At 43.2% G+C, this 18,747-nt stretch carries 12 protein-coding genes and 1 tRNA gene; 4 read left to right on the top strand and 9 right to left on the bottom strand.

What is annotated here, in order from left to right; genetic code table 11:
- Positions 1 to 34 precede the first annotated feature (34 nt).
- The 5 genes from ACFQ3Q_RS02245 to mce form a co-directional block, all read right to left on the bottom strand.
- The gene (locus ACFQ3Q_RS02245; RefSeq protein ID WP_380742493.1) at positions 35 to 1,450 is read right to left on the bottom strand and encodes a sulfatase; all 1,416 of its coding nucleotides are present in this window, start codon (positions 1,448 to 1,450) and stop codon (positions 35 to 37) included.
- A 4-nt stretch (positions 1,451 to 1,454) separates the two neighbouring features.
- A complete protein-coding gene (locus tag ACFQ3Q_RS02240) occupies positions 1,455 to 2,984 on the bottom strand; it encodes a sulfatase family protein (protein WP_380742491.1) in 1,530 nt (509 codons plus the stop codon).
- Positions 2,977 to 4,749: an alpha-L-fucosidase gene (locus tag ACFQ3Q_RS02235; protein ID WP_380742490.1), complete on the bottom strand. Its 1,773-nt coding sequence runs from the start codon at positions 4,747 to 4,749 to the stop codon at positions 2,977 to 2,979. The genes ACFQ3Q_RS02240 and ACFQ3Q_RS02235 overlap by 8 nt, the downstream gene beginning before the upstream one ends.
- Before the next feature lie 420 nt (positions 4,750 to 5,169).
- Positions 5,170 to 5,243: transfer RNA gene (locus tag ACFQ3Q_RS02230), tRNA-Ile, on the bottom strand.
- Between the two features lie 61 nt (positions 5,244 to 5,304).
- Complete coding sequence (mce, locus tag ACFQ3Q_RS02225; protein WP_380742488.1) at positions 5,305 to 5,715, bottom strand: methylmalonyl-CoA epimerase; 411 nt, start codon at positions 5,713 to 5,715, stop codon at positions 5,305 to 5,307.
- 136 nt (positions 5,716 to 5,851) lie between these two features.
- Here mce and rbfA point away from each other — a divergent pair, with 136 nt between their 5' ends.
- Positions 5,852 to 6,244 carry a 30S ribosome-binding factor RbfA gene (rbfA, locus tag ACFQ3Q_RS02220; protein WP_380742486.1) on the top strand — a complete coding sequence of 131 codons (393 nt, stop codon included), beginning with the start codon at positions 5,852 to 5,854 and terminating at the stop codon, positions 6,242 to 6,244.
- Position 6,245: 1 nt separating this feature from the next.
- Positions 6,246 to 7,445 (top strand): ABC transporter permease, encoded by a 1,200-nt coding sequence (locus tag ACFQ3Q_RS02215; RefSeq protein WP_380742484.1) that lies wholly within the window; start codon positions 6,246 to 6,248, stop codon positions 7,443 to 7,445.
- Here the strand turns inward: ACFQ3Q_RS02215 and dusB are convergent.
- From dusB to ACFQ3Q_RS02195, 4 genes are all read right to left on the bottom strand, one after another.
- Positions 7,442 to 8,434: a tRNA dihydrouridine synthase DusB gene (dusB, locus tag ACFQ3Q_RS02210; RefSeq protein WP_380742483.1), complete on the bottom strand. Its 993-nt coding sequence runs from the start codon at positions 8,432 to 8,434 to the stop codon at positions 7,442 to 7,444. The two genes, ACFQ3Q_RS02215 and dusB, sit on opposite strands and share 4 nt — an antisense overlap.
- Before the next feature lie 80 nt (positions 8,435 to 8,514).
- On the bottom strand, positions 8,515 to 10,959 hold the full coding sequence (locus tag ACFQ3Q_RS02205) for an outer membrane beta-barrel protein (RefSeq protein WP_380742481.1): 2,445 nt from the start codon (positions 10,957 to 10,959) through the stop codon (positions 8,515 to 8,517).
- Between the two features lie 162 nt (positions 10,960 to 11,121).
- Positions 11,122 to 14,067 carry a glycoside hydrolase family 3 N-terminal domain-containing protein gene (locus tag ACFQ3Q_RS02200; protein ID WP_380742479.1) on the bottom strand — a complete coding sequence of 982 codons (2,946 nt, stop codon included), beginning with the start codon at positions 14,065 to 14,067 and terminating at the stop codon, positions 11,122 to 11,124.
- A gap of 35 nt (positions 14,068 to 14,102) precedes the next feature.
- A complete protein-coding gene (locus tag ACFQ3Q_RS02195; RefSeq protein WP_380742477.1) occupies positions 14,103 to 15,257 on the bottom strand; it encodes an acyltransferase family protein in 1,155 nt (384 codons plus the stop codon).
- 233 nt (positions 15,258 to 15,490) lie between these two features.
- Here ACFQ3Q_RS02195 and ACFQ3Q_RS02190 point away from each other — a divergent pair, with 233 nt between their 5' ends.
- Both ACFQ3Q_RS02190 and nagB read left to right on the top strand, forming a co-directional pair.
- Positions 15,491 to 16,762, top strand: coding sequence for an ROK family transcriptional regulator (locus ACFQ3Q_RS02190; RefSeq protein ID WP_380742475.1), 1,272 nt, complete (start codon positions 15,491 to 15,493; stop codon positions 16,760 to 16,762).
- Between the two features lie 39 nt (positions 16,763 to 16,801).
- Positions 16,802 to 18,721 carry a glucosamine-6-phosphate deaminase gene (nagB, locus tag ACFQ3Q_RS02185; protein WP_380742473.1) on the top strand — a complete coding sequence of 640 codons (1,920 nt, stop codon included), beginning with the start codon at positions 16,802 to 16,804 and terminating at the stop codon, positions 18,719 to 18,721.
- The last annotated feature ends 26 nt before the right edge of the window (positions 18,722 to 18,747 follow it).

Genomic DNA, 18,747 nt, shown 5'->3' with positions numbered 1-18,747 from the left:
GAATTTTTAAATAAGGTATTTAAAATATTTGAGATCATTCGCTTTCAATATAATCAGGGTTTGCAACTAGCTCCTCCGATTGCGTTTCTCTCTTCCATTTTTCGAGTTCTTTTTTTAAGTCACCAGCTTTCTCCGGATATTCGTTCACCACATTTTCAGTTTCATATGGATCTTCCTTAAGATAATATAAATAGAATTTCCCAGTCTCTACATCTTCGGTAAGTTTAAAACCATCCTTTTGAATTACGTTCACCCAACTTGATGCAAAACTCTTCTTTTTTGGACGGTAACGGGCATAATTGGTGTATTGCCATATCAAAGCTTCCCGGTTTAAATGATCTTTTTTCCCTGATAATACCGGGCTGAGATCTTCGCCGTCCAACACATAATTTTCCGGTTTTGGAGTACCGGTCAAGCCTAAAATAGTAGGATAGATATCCACGTGGATTACAGGCTCCCCGCTTTTGGTTTTTGCAGGAATCTTCCCTGGCCATTTGAAAATATAGGGAACCCTTATGCCACCTTCAAAAGTTTGGCCCTTGAAACCCCGGTATGGTTTATTGAAAATCTTTCCATCTGTTTTATAATGCCCATTATCTGAAACAAAAACAACTATGGTCTCTTTTTCAATGTTAAGATTATCAATGGCCTGAAGGACCTGCCCCACATTTTCATCCAGACTTTTTATCATCGCAAGCACCTTGATATCATCTTCTTTCAGCTCTTTATTTCCCTTATATTTCTTCCGAAAATGTTTCAAAGCTTCCGGTTTTGGCTCAAGTGGCTTATGAACTAAATAATACGGCAGATACAGGAAAAAAGGTTTCTTATCCTTCACCGCTTTTTTCATAAATTCTATACCCTTTCCTGTAATAAAATCTGAAGAATAGAGGGAATCAGGTTTATCGATTTTTACTTCTGAATGGATCTTGAAATCATAATGACCCGTGACTTCTATCGCATCATCAAAACCCTGATTCTTCATCCCCATGCTCTTTCTTCCTAAATGCCATTTTCCAAAGCCCGCAGTTGTATATCCGTTTTTTCGTAAAGTTTCGGGAATGGTTATTTTTTCAGAAGACATTCCTTTTCCTTCCCCTTTGGTCTGATTGATCTCCGGAGGCAGATATTTCATATGACGCAGGGTCACCGAATCTTTCTTGTACCGGTCTACCACCCTGTAAACCTTATGCCTGGGCACATACTGGCCGCTCATGATGGAAGCACGTGATGGCGCACAGGTTGGATCACTGGAATATCCATTGGTAAAATGCATGCCTTCAGCAAAAAGCCTGTCGATATTTGGCGATTCCACATATTCATTTCCATAGCAGTGAAGTGCGTTGATCCCAAGATCATCAGCCAGGATAAAAACGACGTTAGGTTTTTCTGGGTGCTGAGCATTCAGCACAAAACCCACAAAAAGAAGTATGTTTAAAATATGTTTCAATTCCTTAAGGTTTTAGCCAGAATAACTGATCCCAGATTTCCGGACCTTCATTCTTCAATTTCCTGCCGGGAGTGCTGCGGCCATTTAGAATTATTTCTGATAGCTTTTCTTTCAGTTTTTGTTGAATTTCTCTGTATTTGGGCTTTCCAGCCAAATTAAGTTCTTCCTGCGGATCTTGCTTTATATGATACAAACTGGTCTTTTTTCGGGACCTTGTCATATCCATTTTCCAGTCACCCATTCTTATAGACAACCATCCGCCAAAATTGTTATAAACCGAAGCCTCTCTATGGTAAGTTCCATCCCCGGTAATTAACGGCATAAGGCTAAAACTATCAACAGCTTCGTTTTCATCGATTTCCACATCCAGCAGATCTGCAAAAGTCATTAGGAAATCGTTTTGCAGAACCGGGGTATCAATAGTTTTAGGATCTATCCCCGGCCAGCTGACGATAAAAGGAACAGCATGCCCTCCCTGATGCAAAGAGCCTTTTCTTCCTCTGAAATTATAACTTGGTTTATGATCGAATTTCGCTTCAAACTCTTTAGGAAAGGAAGATTTGGAAGCACCATTATCGGCCGTAAAAATTATAATGGTATTTTCTGAAATTTGCTTTTCTTCAACAGCCGCAACGATATCCCCAACAGCAGCATCTATCTGCTCAATAAAATCACCATAAGCACCGGCTTCACTTTTTCCTTTAAATTTCTCATCTGGCAAAACCGGAGTATGCGGAGCTGTAAGTGAAACGTATAAGAAGAACGGAGCTTTTGCGTCTGCATTTTGAATATATTCAATAGTTTTATTCTTTAAAACCGGGAATACCTGTTGCGGATCGAAACCTGGTTTTGCAACACCGCCACGCATAAATTTTTGATGTGCCTTGGGACCTTCAGATTTTCTTCCCTGTCCTTTCCAGTTCGAATCTGGCAGAGTCTCCACTTTATTATTTTCAATAAACGTATAGGGAGGCATATCCAGAGACGCATTAATCCCGTAGAAATAATCAAAGCCACGATCTGTTGGACCGCCTTTAAAAGGCCTTCTATAATCGATCTTAGCGGCATCATTTTTTGCGATCCAATACGGATTTTCAGGATCTTCCTGCAATATTTCACCATTCTTCGTCTGCCAGTCCCATCCAAGATGCCATTTCCCAATCATTGCCGTTTTGTAGTCGCTATTCTTAAAGACTCCTGCAATAGTTTTTACTGAAGGATCTATCATTGCTCTGCTATCCCCATGAAGTACTTTTTTCTTCAGTCTCGTTCTCCAGGAATATTGCCCTGTAAGGAGGCTGTATCTTGAAGGAGTGCAAACCGAAGAGGAAGAATGACCATCGGTAAACCGAATACCCTTCTTTAGCAATTTATCGATATTAGGCGTGGCGATCTTTGAATCCGGATTTATTCCTGAAATATCCCCGACTCCCATATCGTCTGCAAGAATGATAATCACATTGGGTTTTTCTGAGCGCTGAGCATTCAGTGTGACCCCGAAGATTATAAATATGTAAAAAATGAGCTTATTCATAAATATTAAATGCTGTAATCTCAGTCCTGTATCTACTTTTATTAACCACTAGCCGTATTCCATAGATTTTCTTTCCGCTAAGTCTGATCCTTAAACCTTCCCCAATAACACTGCCTTTGAAGATCCTTTTCCAGTCACCGCTCTGATCTTTGATTTCGATATCAAAATCCCGAACCGAATGAGTACGGATATGCTCACTCAGTAAGACTGTTCTTATTTTTTTTGGCTGATTAAATTCCAGGGTGAGTGTCGGATTTTTATCATTTTTGGCTGGAGACCACCATTTTTTAAGGTGAATGCCTTCACTAAACACATTCCCATCAGTCTGGTAGAGGACTTCAGGGTTATCACGATCTGAAGAGCTTGCCGAAACATCAAATTCTGATGCAGCTACAGGAATAGCTTCCCAGGTTTCAATCCTTTCAAATTCTGCAGGATCTTTGGCAAGTTCAAGTTTTACGATATTATCCAGGTTATTTTGATAATCAGACTTGTCGAAAATGAGCTTTAAATGACCGTTTTCGACTTTGTAATTTTTAAAACCTTCTGTAACTCCATCCACAGCCTTGACTTTCATAGGTAGCTCCGGCAGTTCAAAAACTGCTTCCGCGTCATCAGAAAGTTGTTCCAGGAAATGTAAATAAAGCGTTTCTTCATGCTGAGTGGAGGCCCCGTAATCCCCACCCATATAAATTCCACGACGGGTGTTTTTCAAGGTATAACCATACTTTTCTATCCACTCTCCTATTTTCTGAACTTCCTCAACTTCTTCTTCAACAAATTCACCTTTTCCGTCAGGCCCAAGATTAAGTAGAAGATTTCCGCCATTTCCCGCTACCTGCACTAACATCCCCAGAACACTTTCAAATGTTTTGATAGGCCCCTTTGGGCTGTACAGCCATTTATCTGTCATTGTTAAACAGGCTTCCCAATAGCGGTGGTGATCAATCGGGCCAAGCGATTGCTCAGGATTATCATAATCCCCGCGATCCTGCAACGGCCAGCCAAAACCATTTCGGGCATTACTGATAATTCCCGGTTGCCATTCTTTCATCTTTTTATAAATATGATAGCTGTCCCATTGCCAGTATTTAGTTGCAAGGTGATCCCAGAAAATCCCATCTATTTTCCCATAATCGGTAAAAAGAGTTTCCAGGTGCTCTTTCATATAAGGCAGGTAGTTTTCGTAATGCTTTTCCCTTAGATTATCGGGATGCGTCCAGTCGGGTTGAGAATAATACCAGAAAAGCTTTACATTATTTTTATGAGCGGCATCAGCAAGTTGTCTGGCAATGTCCTTCCCATACGGGGTACTCATAATATCGTAATCGGTATTTTTGGCATCGAAAAAGCAAAACCCATCATGATGTTTGGCAGTAAATACAATATACTCTGCTCCCCAGGATTTTACCTGCTTCATCCAGCGATCGGCATCAAAATTTACAGGATTGAATTTTTTATAAAGATTATCATAAACCTCTTTGGCCACTCCTTTTTTGGCAGGTCGGCCTGCCCCGGGACGTTCGCCATATCTTCCCCAGCTTAATACATTGGTTTCTAATAGTGCCGGCCCCCAGTGAACAAAAACACCAAACTTGGCATCTTTGAACCATTGCATCTCTTCTTCCGTGGCATATAATTCACGTTGCTGCGCCGCCGTGACAATAAATGAACTATCCTTTGGAGGAAATTGCCATTGCTCTTTGTAAGATTTATTTTTTGACTGACCTAAAGCCCCTCCGAAGAATAGAAAGGAAGAGATCATAATTAATAAAGAACCGAAACCAGGTTTTATCACTTTAATCGGATATAAAATTTACAATTTTCAAGGTTGTTACTTATTTAAGCCTAACCCACCAAAAGAGAAAAAACAGGATTTTTTAAAAATCTGATTTTAAAAATTAAATCAGCCTTCAGCTGGAGATACGCATAAGAGTTAAATTTAGATTATTAGAGGTTTGAAGAGGTCTACTTATAGTCTAATGAGGTTTGAAAATAATCCGGAAAGGACTATTTATCGTTTGGCAGGTCTCTTTATAATGGAATTAGTAAACGACTTATTTTGATATCCTTAAAATTATCGGAAAAAGAGGAAATCTATACTGAAGAAAAACAGTTTTACCCATCTCGTTTTTAATATAAAAACAAAAAAGCCCTGCATCTCTGCAAGGCTTCTGTTTCTCTGTGGTCCCACCTGGGCTCGAACCAGGGACCCCTTGATTATGAGTCAAGTGCTCTAACCAGCTGAGCTATAGGACCCATTCCCGAAGGAATAATTGGAGCGCAAATTTAGATAATTGCCCCTTACGCACCAAACAATTTATTCAAATTTGTTGATATCCTGGCATAATTCCACCAAAACCCCGTGAGCGCCTTTGGGGTGCATAAACGCAACCAACTTATTATCTGCACCTTGCTTGGGTTTATCATTAATAAGCCTGAAACCTTCGGCCTCCAGCCTTTTGATCTCTGCCTCGATATTGTCTACCGCAAAAGCCATATGATGGATCCCTTCTCCCCGTTTTTCAATGAATTTTGCGATGGGACTGTCTTCGCTGGTAGCGGCCAGCAGTTCGATCTTGCTTTCGCCTATCCTGAAAAAAGAGGTCGCCACCCCTTCGCTCTCTACGGTCTCGGTCTTATAATGTTCGCTACCCATCACCGCCTTATAGGTTTTATTGGCTTCTTCAAGGTTTTTTACGGCTATGCCTATATGTTCAATCTTTTTCATCTCTGAAGGTTTGTAAAATTCTGTCCCAACAAATATCTTTATTTTTTTCGGCTTATGTATGCCCGTTAAAGGCAAGCTTCAGAATTCAGGCTTAAACATCAGGCCTTTGTAATCTTAATTATGCTATTTTTGCACTATGGAAACTAACAGACAAAAGAAAATAGGAGGCGTATTGCAGAAAGATCTGGCCGACATCCTTCAGAATAACCTTAGGGAAGCCGGCAGAACGGGAATTTTGATTTCTGTTTCCAAGGTGAAAGTCACTACCGACCTTTCCATCGCCAAGGCTTACCTGAGTATTTTTCCGAATAAACACGGCGAAGAGATACTGCAGGAAATAAACGAATTAAAGCCTAAGATCAAGCACGAGATGGCACAGCGCACCAAGAACCAGCTGCGCAAAATGCCCGATATCAATTATTATGTAGACGATAGCCTGGAATATATCGAGAATATCGAGAAATCCATTAAAGGTAACGAAAACCCTATTTCGAACCCCGATCTATTAGATCGCCGGAAAAAGAAATAATTTGAAATTTCCCCTCTACATCGCCAAGCGGTACCTCTTTACCAAAAGCAGCAATAATGCCATCAACATTATTACCATTATTGCCGCGGTGGGCGTTTTTGCAGGGGCCTTTTCATTGTTTATCGTACTCTCGGGTTTTGCAGGCCTACGGGACTTCAGCCTTTCCTTTTCTAATGAATTTGACCCGGATCTCAAGCTTTTTCCTTCGGAAGGGAAGGTGATGAAGATCGATTCCACTAAGCTGGACAAGATAAGGAACACCCCGGGTGTGGCTCAGTTCACCAAAATTATTGAAGAACGGATCTTCCTCGATTACCGATCTAAGAACGACTGGGCATTTATAAAAGGAGTGGATGAGAATTACCAAAGGGTCACAAAAATTGACAGCGCCATCATTAACGGCACCTGGCTTACCAGCAGTGAAGCCCAGGTGGTGATAGGAAGCGAGATCTCCAGGAAACTGAATCTTGGCGTTTTCAATTATTCCCACCTAATGCGCATCCTAGTGCCTAAACCCGGGAGGGGACAGATCACCAATCCTACCGATGCCTTCAACCAGAAAAAGGTGGTGGTTAGCGGAATTTACAGCGTGAACGAAGAGCTTGATGATAAGTATGTTTTTGCCAATATCGGTTTTGCCAGAGACCTGCTGGATATGCAGGCTGATGAATATTCGGCCGTAGAAATAAAACTGCAACCCGGGGCCGATGCCGGAGAAGTGACCGAAGCCCTGAAGGCGGTTCTTGGCAACGAAGTCACCATTAAGAACAGGGCGCAGCTTAACGATGTGCTCTATAAGATGCTGAATACCGAGAATCTTGCGGTCTATCTAATATTCACCCTTGTGCTTATTATTGCTTTATTCAATGTGGTAGGGTCTATCATTATGGTGATCCTGGACAAACGGGAGAACATTAAAACCCTTTTCAACCTTGGGGCGAGCCCGAGACAGATCAAGAACATATTTTTCTACCAGGGAATGCTGATGTGTATTTTCGGCGGACTGCTGGGACTTTTCTGCTCCCTTGTGCTCATCTACCTTCAGATGCAGTTCGACCTGGTTATGATCACGCCAACCTTGCCTTACCCGGTAAAGATAAAGTTCGAGAACATCCTCATCGTGCTTGCAACCATAGGGATATTAGGCCTTATAGCCTCTTATATCGCGGCGGGAAGAAGCAAAAAAGCGCTGGAAGCTTAAGCGAACTGGTAATCGGAGAAGTCTCTTTCCACCTCATCGAAAGCAGCAAATACATCGGCGGCATCGTCGCTGGTCACCATTTTCATCCGGTACTCCTTAAAATGCGGAATTCCTTTGAAGTAATTGGTATAGTGACGACGGGTTTCAAAAACGCCTAATTTTTCGCCTTTCCAGTCAATTGACATCTGAAGATGACGGCGGGCCGCATCCAGGCGTTCCTTCATAGTTGGAGCAGGAAGGTGCTCCCCGGTTTCCATAAAGTGCTTAACTTCCCTGAAGAACCACGGGTACCCGATACTTGCACGACCAATCATAGCCCCGTCAAGGCCGAATTTATCACGCATCTCCACGGCGCGTTCGGGAGTGTTCACATCTCCGTTTCCGAAAACGGGAATATGCATCCTGGGGTTGTTCTTCACCTCGGCGATAGGCGCCCAGTCAGCCTCGCCTTTATACATTTGCTTACGGGTTCTTCCGTGAATGGAGATCGCTTTACAGCCAACATCCTGGAGCCTCTCTGCTACCTCAACTATTTTTATGGAATCGTTATCCCAGCCAAGACGGGTCTTTACGGTCACGGGAAGGCTGGTGTGTTTCACCATAGCTTCGGTAAGGGAGACCATAAGGTCTATATCTTTCAGGATCCCTGCACCGGCTCCTTTGGAAACCACCTTTTTCACAGGACACCCAAAGTTGATATCGATGATATCGGGTCCTGATTTCTCCACAATTTCAACAGATTGCAGCATAGAGTCAAGGTTCGCTCCGAAGATCTGTATTCCTACAGGGCGTTCCTTTTCATAAATATCCAGCTTCATCGTGCTCTTGGCCGCATCGCGAATAAGCCCTTCGGAAGAGATAAATTCGGTATACACCACATCTGCCCCCTGTTCCTTGCAAAGTGCACGAAACGGCGGGTCACTCACATCTTCCATTGGCGCTAAAAGCAATGGAAATTCTCCTACATCTATGTCTCCTATTTTTGCCACAATAATCTTATTTGGGCTGCAAAATTAAGAAATAAGATTGAAGTTAGCTATTTGTCTGAAAATGATTAGAGAGCAGTTTTTTAAAATAAGGCCTTTTCCTTAAGTCTCTCCCCTTCTTCGGCATCGGTAGCACGCTTGTTATCACGCAGCTTGAAATTCCCGAATTCATAACGCAGTCCCACCCTGAACATTCTTGACTCCGGCATCGCGAAAAAGGAATTGTTCTGCTGCAGGTACCTTGAAGAAAGGGGAATATTCATCGAATCAAAGATATCATCCACATTCAGCGTGGCGGTTAGTCGTTTGTTGAAAAAGGTCTTTCTAAGACCCACCGACACCCCGTATTGCGGATCGTCAAACTGGTAGGAACCGGCAATATAAGCCGGAAGATAAGTAGCCATAACCTCTCCCGAAAAAGTCCTGTCCTTGGAGAGCGTCAGGTAATTCTGCGCCATAATATAGGTGCTGGTCACATCGTTGGTCACCACCCGGTTATTATTTTCAAGGGCATAAAAATCGGCCTGCATATAGAAAAATGAAGCATAGGCGTACAGATACCACCAGTCTGTCACATAATCATAATAGGAAATGTCTAAGCTGTACTGTTGCTCAAAATCCATATTATCGCTAACGGTTCTCAGGGTCTTCTGTTCATTATCCTGGAAAGGCAGGGTCGCGATGGAATTATCGATGCGGTCCCAGTAAAGGTCGAAACTCAACTTGCTCTTATAGGTATAACTGAATTTGATCTTATTGGAGATCCCCGGTTTTAAATTCGGATTTCCTTCGGTATAATTATCTTCATTAATAAAATAACGGTAAGGATTCAGGCTCTGAAATCTCGGACGGCTTATCCTTCGGCTGTACTCCATACTATAGGTATGATCTTCTGCCGGGGAATACATCAGGTAAAAGGTCGGGAAAAGCTCAAAATACTCCTGTTCGTTCACCGCCCCCATAGAAGCTGAGATCCCTTGAACGTCGGCATATTCCCCACGAAGTCCTGTTTTAAGGCTCCATTTCTCCCAGTCCCGGGAAAGACTGAAGTAGGCTGCATAAATATTTTCTTCGTAATCCAGCTCATCCGAGAGGTTTTCATTGTATTCCTGCTGAATCATATTGGGATCGGCATCGTAGAAATCCAATCCGCTCCGGGAATCTATCCCCGAATACTTGAGCCCTGTTTCCAGGGCAATTTTACCCGCCGGGATCGAAAAATCTACTTGGCCGGTATAAATATCAGTTTCCTGATTTGCAGAGGTATAAAAGGAATTGTATTCCAGTTCATAAGGCGGATGATACATCGTGGTCAGGTCCTGGGTTTGTGTATCATCATATTTGATGTAATTGGCCATAGCCGATAAGGATGTTCCTTTTTCATCAAGCTGTGATTTATACGAAAGATTCAGCATGATGTTATCTCTGTCATTTTCCAGACGGCTCTCCGTGGTATAAAAATATATAGCTTCGGCATCGGGCCTTGTGATATAGGTAAGCCCCTCGATATCTGAATCTGCTTCAGGAGTAAGCAGCAAATTTGCGCTCAGGCTAAGGGAATTCTTTTCATTTAAAGTAAAGTCAAGAATGGTGTTTAAGCTGTGAGAATTGGTAGTGGTATTCTTTTCAAAAACATTATTCCAGTAAGATTCCTCGTTTCCATCGGCATCGTAAAAAGTTATAGACCCGAGATCTTTTTTATAATCTTCGCGACTGTTATAATTATAGCTGGCAAAGGCATTAAGCCAGTCGGTTTTGTAATACTGGCTGGTTCCTACGGTATATTTGGGTTCTTCTCCGTAAGAAGCCGAAGCATTTACACTTCCTTTATAACCTATAGAGATATTTTTGCTGGTAACGATATTAAGGATCGCGCCACCTTCAGCATCATATTTCGCCGGCGGATTGGTGATCACCTCCACAGATTTTACGTTAGCCCCGGAATAACCTTCCAGTAACTGCTGAAGTTCCTGGTTGGTAAGGTATACCTTCCTGTCATTGATATAAACGGTCGCCGGCCTGTTCTTGATAAGCAATTGTCCCTGGCTTACGATCACCCCGGGAGTCCTTTTAAGGATCTCGAAAGAATTGGCTGTAGAAAGGGACGAGTTCTCCACTTCAAAAGTAATACGATCCACACTTTGTGTGATCTTTGGTCTTCTTCCGTTTACCGTAACCTCATCGAGGCCTGAAGCAGCCTCCTGCATTACAATAGGCTCCAATTGGGTATTCTGGGAAAGGTCTATTTTATCCTGGTAGTTCTCATAACCCACAAAGCTCACTTTAAGAAGGTATTCCTTTTCTTCAACCTCCTTAAAACGAAACTCACCCTGCTCGTCTGATACCACCCCTTTATAAACCGACGTTGAATCGGAAGCACTTAGCAGAATGACATTGGCAAAAGCCACAGGTTCATCCTGAGTTGTTTTTAAACGTCCTTCAAGAAAACTTTGTGCAAAAGTCTCTGAAGTAAAAATCGAAAAAAATATTAGTAGGGGTAATAAATTTAGAGCATAGTTTTTCTTCATATATGATTTGGGTCTTTAAGAAAAAATCAAACAAATATATGATTTAATACAGACTTTACTTACATTTTAAACTTTTCACTCTTAAAAAGAAAAAGCTTTCAAAGATTTCGGCAATTTGCACCGAATTCCTGAAAGCCTTCCTAACCAGCAATCTATCTAAACCTATTTTTTAATGGCATCATATAATGCCTGCTGAATTTGAGTTCTGGTGTTTAATTTATATAGTCTTGTATTTTCACGAGTTGGCAATACCCTGTTCGATAAAAAAACGTATAAAAGATCTTCTTTCGGGTCTACCCAAACCATAGTCCCGGTAAAGCCTGTATGCCCAAAACTGTCCTTGCTCGCATCCTTTGCGGTATTGTTATCCTCTCCCTTATATTTCAGGTTCGGCTTATCAAAACCAAGACCTCTGCGGTTATCATTATCAGGAAACTGGGTTTTTGAGAATTCTTTAAGGGTCGTTTCAGCAATATAGCGTTCCCCTCCGTATTCACCATAATTCAGGTACATCTGCATTAGTTTTGCGAGATCATTGGCATTGGCAAAAAGGCCTGCATTTGCCGAAACTCCGCCCATCATAATCGCTCCTTCATCGTGCACCCTTCCGTGAATGGATTTTTGTCTGAAAAGAAAATCACTTTCGGTAGGCACGATCCTGTCCAGCGGAAAATCCCCGGAAGGATTATAGGTTAAGGTCGTGGCACCAAGTTTATCGTAAAAATTCCTGTTGATATAGGTCCTGAAATCCTCACCGGTGATCTCTTCTACGATCGAAGGCAACAGGTAAAAAACCAGACCCGAATATTTATATTTCGCTTCCTTTTCCAGCGGCGACTTTTTGATGGCCCTGAAGATCTTCTTCTTGTAATTCCTGTGCAGCCAAAGATCTTCGCTTACCTGCACCGGGAATCTGGCCGAGGAATCCTTTTTAAAGGTATTCCATCTAAAACTCCCGTTCTTTCTCAGGGTGTTTTTCCAGTATGGGATCCAGGGCTTGAATCTTGCCTGGTGTGCAAGGATCTGGCGAAAAGGAATTCCCGCTTTGTTGGAGTGTCTGAAGTAAGGAAGGTAATCATCTATACCGGCTTCCAGTTCAAACTTATCTTCATCATACAACTTCATCAAGGCCGGTAAAGCCGAAGAGATCTTGGTCACCGAAGCCAGGTCATACAGGTCGGTTTTCTCTACTTTTATGGTATCGCTGTACTTATGAAGCCCGTAAGCCTTGTACATCACCACTTTCCCGTCTTTGGCCACAAGCACCTGCCCGCCCGGGATAGCCTTGGCATTTATCGCTTCATTCATCAGGGAGTCAACCCTGGAATAAAGTACTTCCGAATTCATACCTGCATCTTCAGGAGTGGTATATTTAAACCTGATACCGCCTTCAACCTCAAGGCCGTCTCCTGCCTTAAACTTGTCTCCCGCACTTACCGGTAATTTTCCGTTCGCGCTGATTCCGCCAAAAATAAGCTGCGCCACCATCTCCTGTGTGATTTCAGAATCCTGGTAAGCCTCTATCAGTGCCGGGGTCTCTTCAATATCATCAAACCTGGTCAGCACATAAGGGTTTTTGAAAAGGCTAATGATGGTATTGTCATTTTCCGCAAGGTCTTCCACGAAATCAAGCAGGTCTTCCGATAATTTCACCGAATTTCTCGGGTATTTACTCTGGTCGTGAATTCCCGCAATTACAAGATTGTAGTTTTCAAGAGCTTCTTCTACGGCTTCAATCTCTTCCTCTCCCGCATCTACGGCAAGCTGAAAATGCTTCACATCTGTATAAAGCCCCAGTGTCTCCTGAAACACAGTTTCTTCTTCTGTCCCAATAGAAACCGAAGCGATCTTCAGTTCATCAAGATTCTCCAAAGGAAGTAAGTTGTTTTCATTCTTCAGCACCGTAAGCGAAGCCTCCACCAGCTGTCTGTTCAACAACACAGCCCCAGGCGTATTAAGGTATTTAAGGATGTTTTCAGTTCGGGTTGGTTCATATTCGTTGAGTCCCACCCATTGTTTTACCGCCAGTACCTTTCGGGCGCGGGCATCGATCTCCTTCTGTGTAATAAGTCCTTTCTTTATTGCTTTTCTAACTTCAGCAATAGCCCGCGGCACATCTTCGGTGAATTCCAGCAGATCGTTCCCGGCAAGAATGGCTTTCTTATCCACAACTCCGGGCTCGTTACCGGTGGTCACTCCTTTCATATTCATCGCATCGGTAATGATAAGGCCGTTAAAACCAAGACTGTCCTTTAGTATACCGGTAATAATAGGTTTTGAAAGGGTTGAAGGCACTCCGGTCGAATCAAGGGCAGGGATGTTCAAATGCGCGACCATCACGCCGCCAATCCCGGCATCTATAAGCTCCCTGAACGGATACATCTCCAGGGAATCCAGTCTTTCAAAAGGATGGTTTATTTGTGGCAGCGCTTTATGAGAGTCGGTATCTGTATCTCCGTGACCCGGGAAATGCTTGGCCGAGGTAAGCACATTATGATCCTGCATCCCCCTCATATAAGCGATCCCCTTGCGGGTCACATTTTGCTTGTCTTCCCCGAACGAACGATAATTGATCACCGGATTATTCGGGTTGTTATTTACATCTACCACCGGGGCAAGGTTGATATGAAGCCCGGTCCTTTTCACCTGGCGGGCAACTTCCTCTCCCATTTTATAGATCAGTTCATCATCCTGAACTGCACCCAGCGCCATCTGGAAAGGATAGCTAATGGTGCTGTCCAGGCGCATCCCAAGACCCCATTCGGCATCTATGGCACCTATCAGCGGCACCTCTGCCGCCTGCTGATAATCGTTCATCAGTTCAGCCTGGGACTCCGGGTCTCCCTGGAAGAAAATGAGCCCGCCTATCTTTTGTTTTTTAACAAGCTTCAGGATCTCCTGTTTATGCTCTTCCCCCCTGTTGGAATATGCCGCTACAAGGATCAGCTGGGCGATCCTTTCGTTGGGGGTTAAGGTTTTCATTATGGAATCTACCCATTTGCTGTTCTGATATTTCAGAAATTCGGGCTCTGCTTTTTCCGCAGTTTGAGCATTTAACTGAAGGCTCAAAAACAGCCCTGCCATTGCAAATAGGATTGGGGTCTTCATTCTCATTTCTCTTTTCTTGATTTCAGATTTTTGTATCAGACTTTTATATAGATCTTTTTCTTATCCAGCCAGTAACCCAGCAGCCACATTAAAAGCATATAACTAAGGGCAAAAGCCAGGGAAGCATTGTAACTGCTTAACCAGCTTAAGTACATATTATTGTATAGCCAGGTTTTTAATGCGCCTCCATTAACCCAGATTACATTCATCAGCATCACAACCAAACCGGACATTATAAAGATGAACAGTGGGTTCTTTCCGAAGGCTTCAAAAAAGTAGGTCCACTTCTTAAGTCCGGCAATTTCTATAATTAATATGAGTACACCTAAAATAATAAGGTCCCATCCGGTGCTTAAAAGCACAAAACTGCTGGTCCAGATCCCTTTATTTACAGGAAAGTAAATATCCCAGACCTGGCCCAGCGCCAAAAGCACAACGCCAATGATCCCAAGGCTGAAAATGGTCTTGAGGGTATTCCCGTTCTTCTGTATAAATCTTCCGCAGACATAACCGGCGATCACATTCACAATTGCGGGCAGGGTGCTCAGCAATCCTTCGGGATCGAAAGGTACCCCGAAACCACGCCAGAGGTTCTCTTGCGGAAATACCAGCAGGTCAAACTTCAAGGCAGCATTATTCTGAAGGCTGTATGGATCGGGCTGATCTCCAAAGAACCACATGATACCCCAATATCCCAGCAAGATGATCCCGCTTAATACAAGGGATTTCTTCAGTTTTAAATAGTGCAATATAAAGGACGCGAAAAAGTAGCAAAGCGCGATTCGCTGAAGCACTCCCATTATGCGCATTCCGGCCAGGTCTTTCAGGAGCAATTCCCCGTTAGAACGGTACACAAAAGGAAAGGCACTTAAAAACAGCCCTATCAGGAAGATTAGGGCCGATCTTTTTACCACCTTCTTAAAAAAAATGCCTTCGCCACGAGCCTCATATTTTCTAAGGCTAAAACTCATCGCATTACCTATTACGAAAAGGAAAGTGGGGAAGACCAGATCGGTAAGGGTGAAGCCGTGCCAGGCCGCATGTTTAAAAGGCGCATATATGGCAGACCAGCTTCCGGGAGTATTTACCAGGACCATAAGAGCAATGGTAAGCCCACGCAGAACATCCAGGGCAAAGTAGCGCTGTTTTCCGGAGTTTATCTCCCCGGCTGAGGAAGAAGAGGTCTTCATATTAGAAACTTTGTAATGCCCTCCTCAAAACTTATCTTCCTAAATTTTGAGGAGGCTTATTTTTTATAAAAGTATAAATTTCATTTAAATATTCAATCTTTTATAAAATTTTACAAAAAGTATTTTGAGAACTATTTTTTTTGCATATTTTTAATTTCGAATAAATCGCTTTCTTTAAAAAGGCTTATTTTGAGCCAAAAGTGAATTATTTAATTTTTTAGACAACCACACATATGGCTAAATATTTACAGGACTTTCTTATTACTGAAGAGCGTCTTTCCCAGATTAACAACGTGGAAAGGAAGAAGTTCCTCCAGAAAATCAAGATCATAAAACACCTATTTTTGAATGGAGACACCTCTAATGCAGAGATCTGCAGCAGGTTCAATATAAGTCTCCCAACTTCTATGTCACTAATCAATCAACTGATGGAAGAAGGCATAGTTGCTAAAAAAGGACGAGGAAAGTCTGAAGGAGGAAGAAAGCCCGATCTTTTTGGCCTTAAAGAACACTCCTTCTTTGTGCTAAGCATTCATATAGAACGCTTCAGGATAAAACTCGCGATCATAGATAACAATCATTCTATTATTGCTGAAGAGACCAAGTTCACCGAAATATCACCTGAATCTAATATTGTAGACCTTTTACATGAATGGTCTAAAGAGCTTATAAAAACCTCTAATGTAAATTCCAAACAAGTAATGGGGGCGGGAATAAGTATGCCCGGACTGGTGTCTTCCGAAGAAGGGAAGAACTTCACCTATTATTTAACCGAACAGGAACCGGAGTCACTTCGGGACAAATTTGAAAAGACCTTTAAGAAGCCCGTGGTCATCCTTAATGACGCCAAAAGTGCCTGCCTGGCCGAATTCCGTTACGGTCTTGCGAAACAGAAAAACGATGTCCTGGTGATCTCTATGGACTGGGGTGTGGGCCTCGGAATTATTATGGGCGGGAAGATGCATTCAGGAGTTTCAGGCTTTGCGGGTGAATTTGGCCATATTCCTATGGTGGAAGACGGCTTGCTTTGTCACTGCGGAAAAAGAGGCTGCCTGGAAACGGAAGCTTCCGGACTTGCCCTTGTGAGAAAGGCAAAAGAAGGACTGGAAGCAGGACAAACCTCGGTTTTAAGCAAGCTGATGGATGATGAATATGAAAGACTGGAGCCCGAAGTAATTATTGAAGCTGCAAACAAAGGCGACCAGTTCGCCATAAACGTATTATCTGAGATAGGTGTGAAACTAGGAAAAGGGATCGCTATTCTTATCCAGATCTTCAACCCGGAACTCATTATCCTGGAAGGAAAGATAGCTGAAGCCAAACAGTTTATCACCACCCCGATACAGCAGGCAATGAATACCTATTGTATGATGCAGTTAAAAGAACGCACAAGTATAGAATTATCGAATCTGGGGCCTAATTCCAGCCTTTATGGAGGAACCATAGCGGTAATGGACAATATTTTCAAGGATCAGGTAGCCCTTGTAAAGTCCCAGATTAGCTAGAGCTAACAATATTAACAACATAGAATTACCTAAAAAATTATGGCCAGATTAAATCTCCTGGAAGAAACACGATTTGAGAAGTTACCGGTAAGTGTATATGAAGATGAGCATATCGCTTCCAAAAAAGTAGCTGCAAGAATTGCAAACATCATTACCAGCAAACAAAAAGCGGGTGAAAATGCAGTACTTGGCCTGGCTACCGGAGCAACGCCGGTAGAGGTTTATGCAGAGCTGATACGCCTTCACAAAGAAGAAGGGCTGAGTTTTCAAAACGTGATCACCTTCAACCTGGATGAATATTACCCGATGCAGCCTGATGCCAAGCAGAGCTATGTTCGGTTTATGGATGAACAATTGTTTAATCATATCGATATTAAAAGGGAGAATATCCATATTCCGGACGGAACCCTGAAAAAAGAAGATATCGCCGATTACTGTCTGGCTTACGAACAGAAAATTTCGGCCGTTGGCGGCCTTGACCTGCAGGTGCTGGGTATTGGTAGAACCGGTCACATTGGTTTCAACGAACCCGGTTCGGCTCCTAATTCGGGAACAAGACTGGTAACCCTGGACGACCTCACCCGTCGCGATGCTTCCAGGGATTTTGGAGGGAAAGAAAATGTGCCTACCAAAGCCATCACAATGGGGATCGGGACCATCTTCAAGGCCCGCGAGATCATTCTGATGGCCTGGAGCAAGAAAAAAGCCCCAATCATTAAGAAAGCTGTAGAGGGAGAAATCTCAGGAAGTGTTCCTGCAACTTACCTTCAGCTGTCTGAAAGCGTGGAATTCATCCTGGACAAGGATGCTGCTTCAGAACTAACAAGGTTCGATACTCCCTGGCTTGTTAAAGATTGCGTCTGGGATCCTCAGCTTATCAAAAAAGCGGTGATCTGGCTCTCCAGAGAGGTCAGCAAACCTATCCTGAAACTAACCGAAGAAGATTATAATGCCAACGGAATGGCACAGCTGGCTACCGAACAGGGACCGGCTTACGATATAAACATCAATGTTTTCAACCAGCTTCAGCACAGTATCACCGGCTGGCCCGGAGGAAAACCCAACGCCGATGATACCCAGCGTCCCGAAAGGGCCGAGCCTGCACAGAAGCGCTCCCTTATTTTCAGCCCGCATCCCGATGATGATGTAATCTCTATGGGAGGAACTTTTATCAGGCTGGTAGACCAGGGGCACGATGTGCACGTGGCCTACCAAACCTCGGGTAATACAGCGGTTTGGGATACCGATGTATTACGATACGTTGAATTCGCCATAGATTTTAATCAAAGTATCGGTGAAGACACCAGTAAACTGGAGAGCACCTATGAGAAGATGCGCAAGTTCATCGAAAAGAAACAACCCAATGACATCGATCTTAAGGAGATCCAGGATGTAAAGGCATTTATAAGAAAGAGCGAGGCTATTGCCGGTTCCCGTTATGCCGGACTACAGGATAAAAACATTCATTTTATGGCCCTTCCGTTCTACGAAACAGGAAAAAGGGTGAAAAGCCCTGTGACCGAAGAAGACGTGGTGCAGACAATGGAGCTGCTTCAGAAGATAAAACCACACCAGGTTTTTGCGGCAGGTGATTTCGCCGATCCTCACGGAACTCATATCGTATGTTTCAGGATCATTATTGAAGCCCTAACCAGGCTCAGAAAGACCGAAGAATGGACCAAAGACTGCTGGCTGTGGATGTATCGCGGAGCCTGGCAGGAATTCCAGGTACACGAGATCGAAATGGCCGTACCGCTTTCACCGCAGGAGGTACAAAGAAAGAGACATGCCATTTTCCAGCACCAGTCCCAAAAGGACAGGCCTGTATTCCCGGGTGATGACGAAAGGGAATTCTGGGTGCGCGCCGAAGAAAGGAACAGCGAGACCGCAGTGAATTATCACAAGCTGGGGCTGGCCGATTATGAGGCGATGGAAGCCTTTGTAAGATGGAAATTCTAACAAACTAATAATCAGATCTTAACAAA

Origin of the sequence: Salegentibacter chungangensis (assembly GCF_042678405.1) — a bacterium.
In the GTDB taxonomy this organism is placed as follows: domain Bacteria; phylum Bacteroidota; class Bacteroidia; order Flavobacteriales; family Flavobacteriaceae; genus Salegentibacter_A; species Salegentibacter_A chungangensis.
This window is presented reverse-complemented; position numbering and strand designations above follow the sequence as displayed.

Excerpts from the sequence above, each read along its gene's own strand:
- ACFQ3Q_RS02240 (WP_380742491.1), bottom strand. The coding sequence starts at position 2,984 with ATGAATAAGCTCATTTTTTACATATTTATAATCTTCGGGGTCACACTG.
- ACFQ3Q_RS02235 (WP_380742490.1), bottom strand. The coding sequence starts at position 4,749 with ATGATCTCTTCCTTTCTATTCTTCGGAGGGGCTTTAGGTCAGTCAAAA.
- mce (WP_380742488.1), bottom strand. The coding sequence starts at position 5,715 with ATGAAAAAGATTGAACATATAGGCATAGCCGTAAAAAACCTTGAAGAA.
- rbfA (WP_380742486.1), top strand. The coding sequence starts at position 5,852 with ATGGAAACTAACAGACAAAAGAAAATAGGAGGCGTATTGCAGAAAGAT.
- ACFQ3Q_RS02205 (WP_380742481.1), bottom strand. The coding sequence starts at position 10,959 with ATGAAGAAAAACTATGCTCTAAATTTATTACCCCTACTAATATTTTTT.
- ACFQ3Q_RS02200 (WP_380742479.1), bottom strand. The coding sequence starts at position 14,067 with ATGAAGACCCCAATCCTATTTGCAATGGCAGGGCTGTTTTTGAGCCTT.
- ACFQ3Q_RS02195 (WP_380742477.1), bottom strand. The coding sequence starts at position 15,257 with ATGAAGACCTCTTCTTCCTCAGCCGGGGAGATAAACTCCGGAAAACAG.
- ACFQ3Q_RS02190 (WP_380742475.1), top strand. The coding sequence starts at position 15,491 with ATGGCTAAATATTTACAGGACTTTCTTATTACTGAAGAGCGTCTTTCC.
- nagB (WP_380742473.1), top strand. The coding sequence starts at position 16,802 with ATGGCCAGATTAAATCTCCTGGAAGAAACACGATTTGAGAAGTTACCG.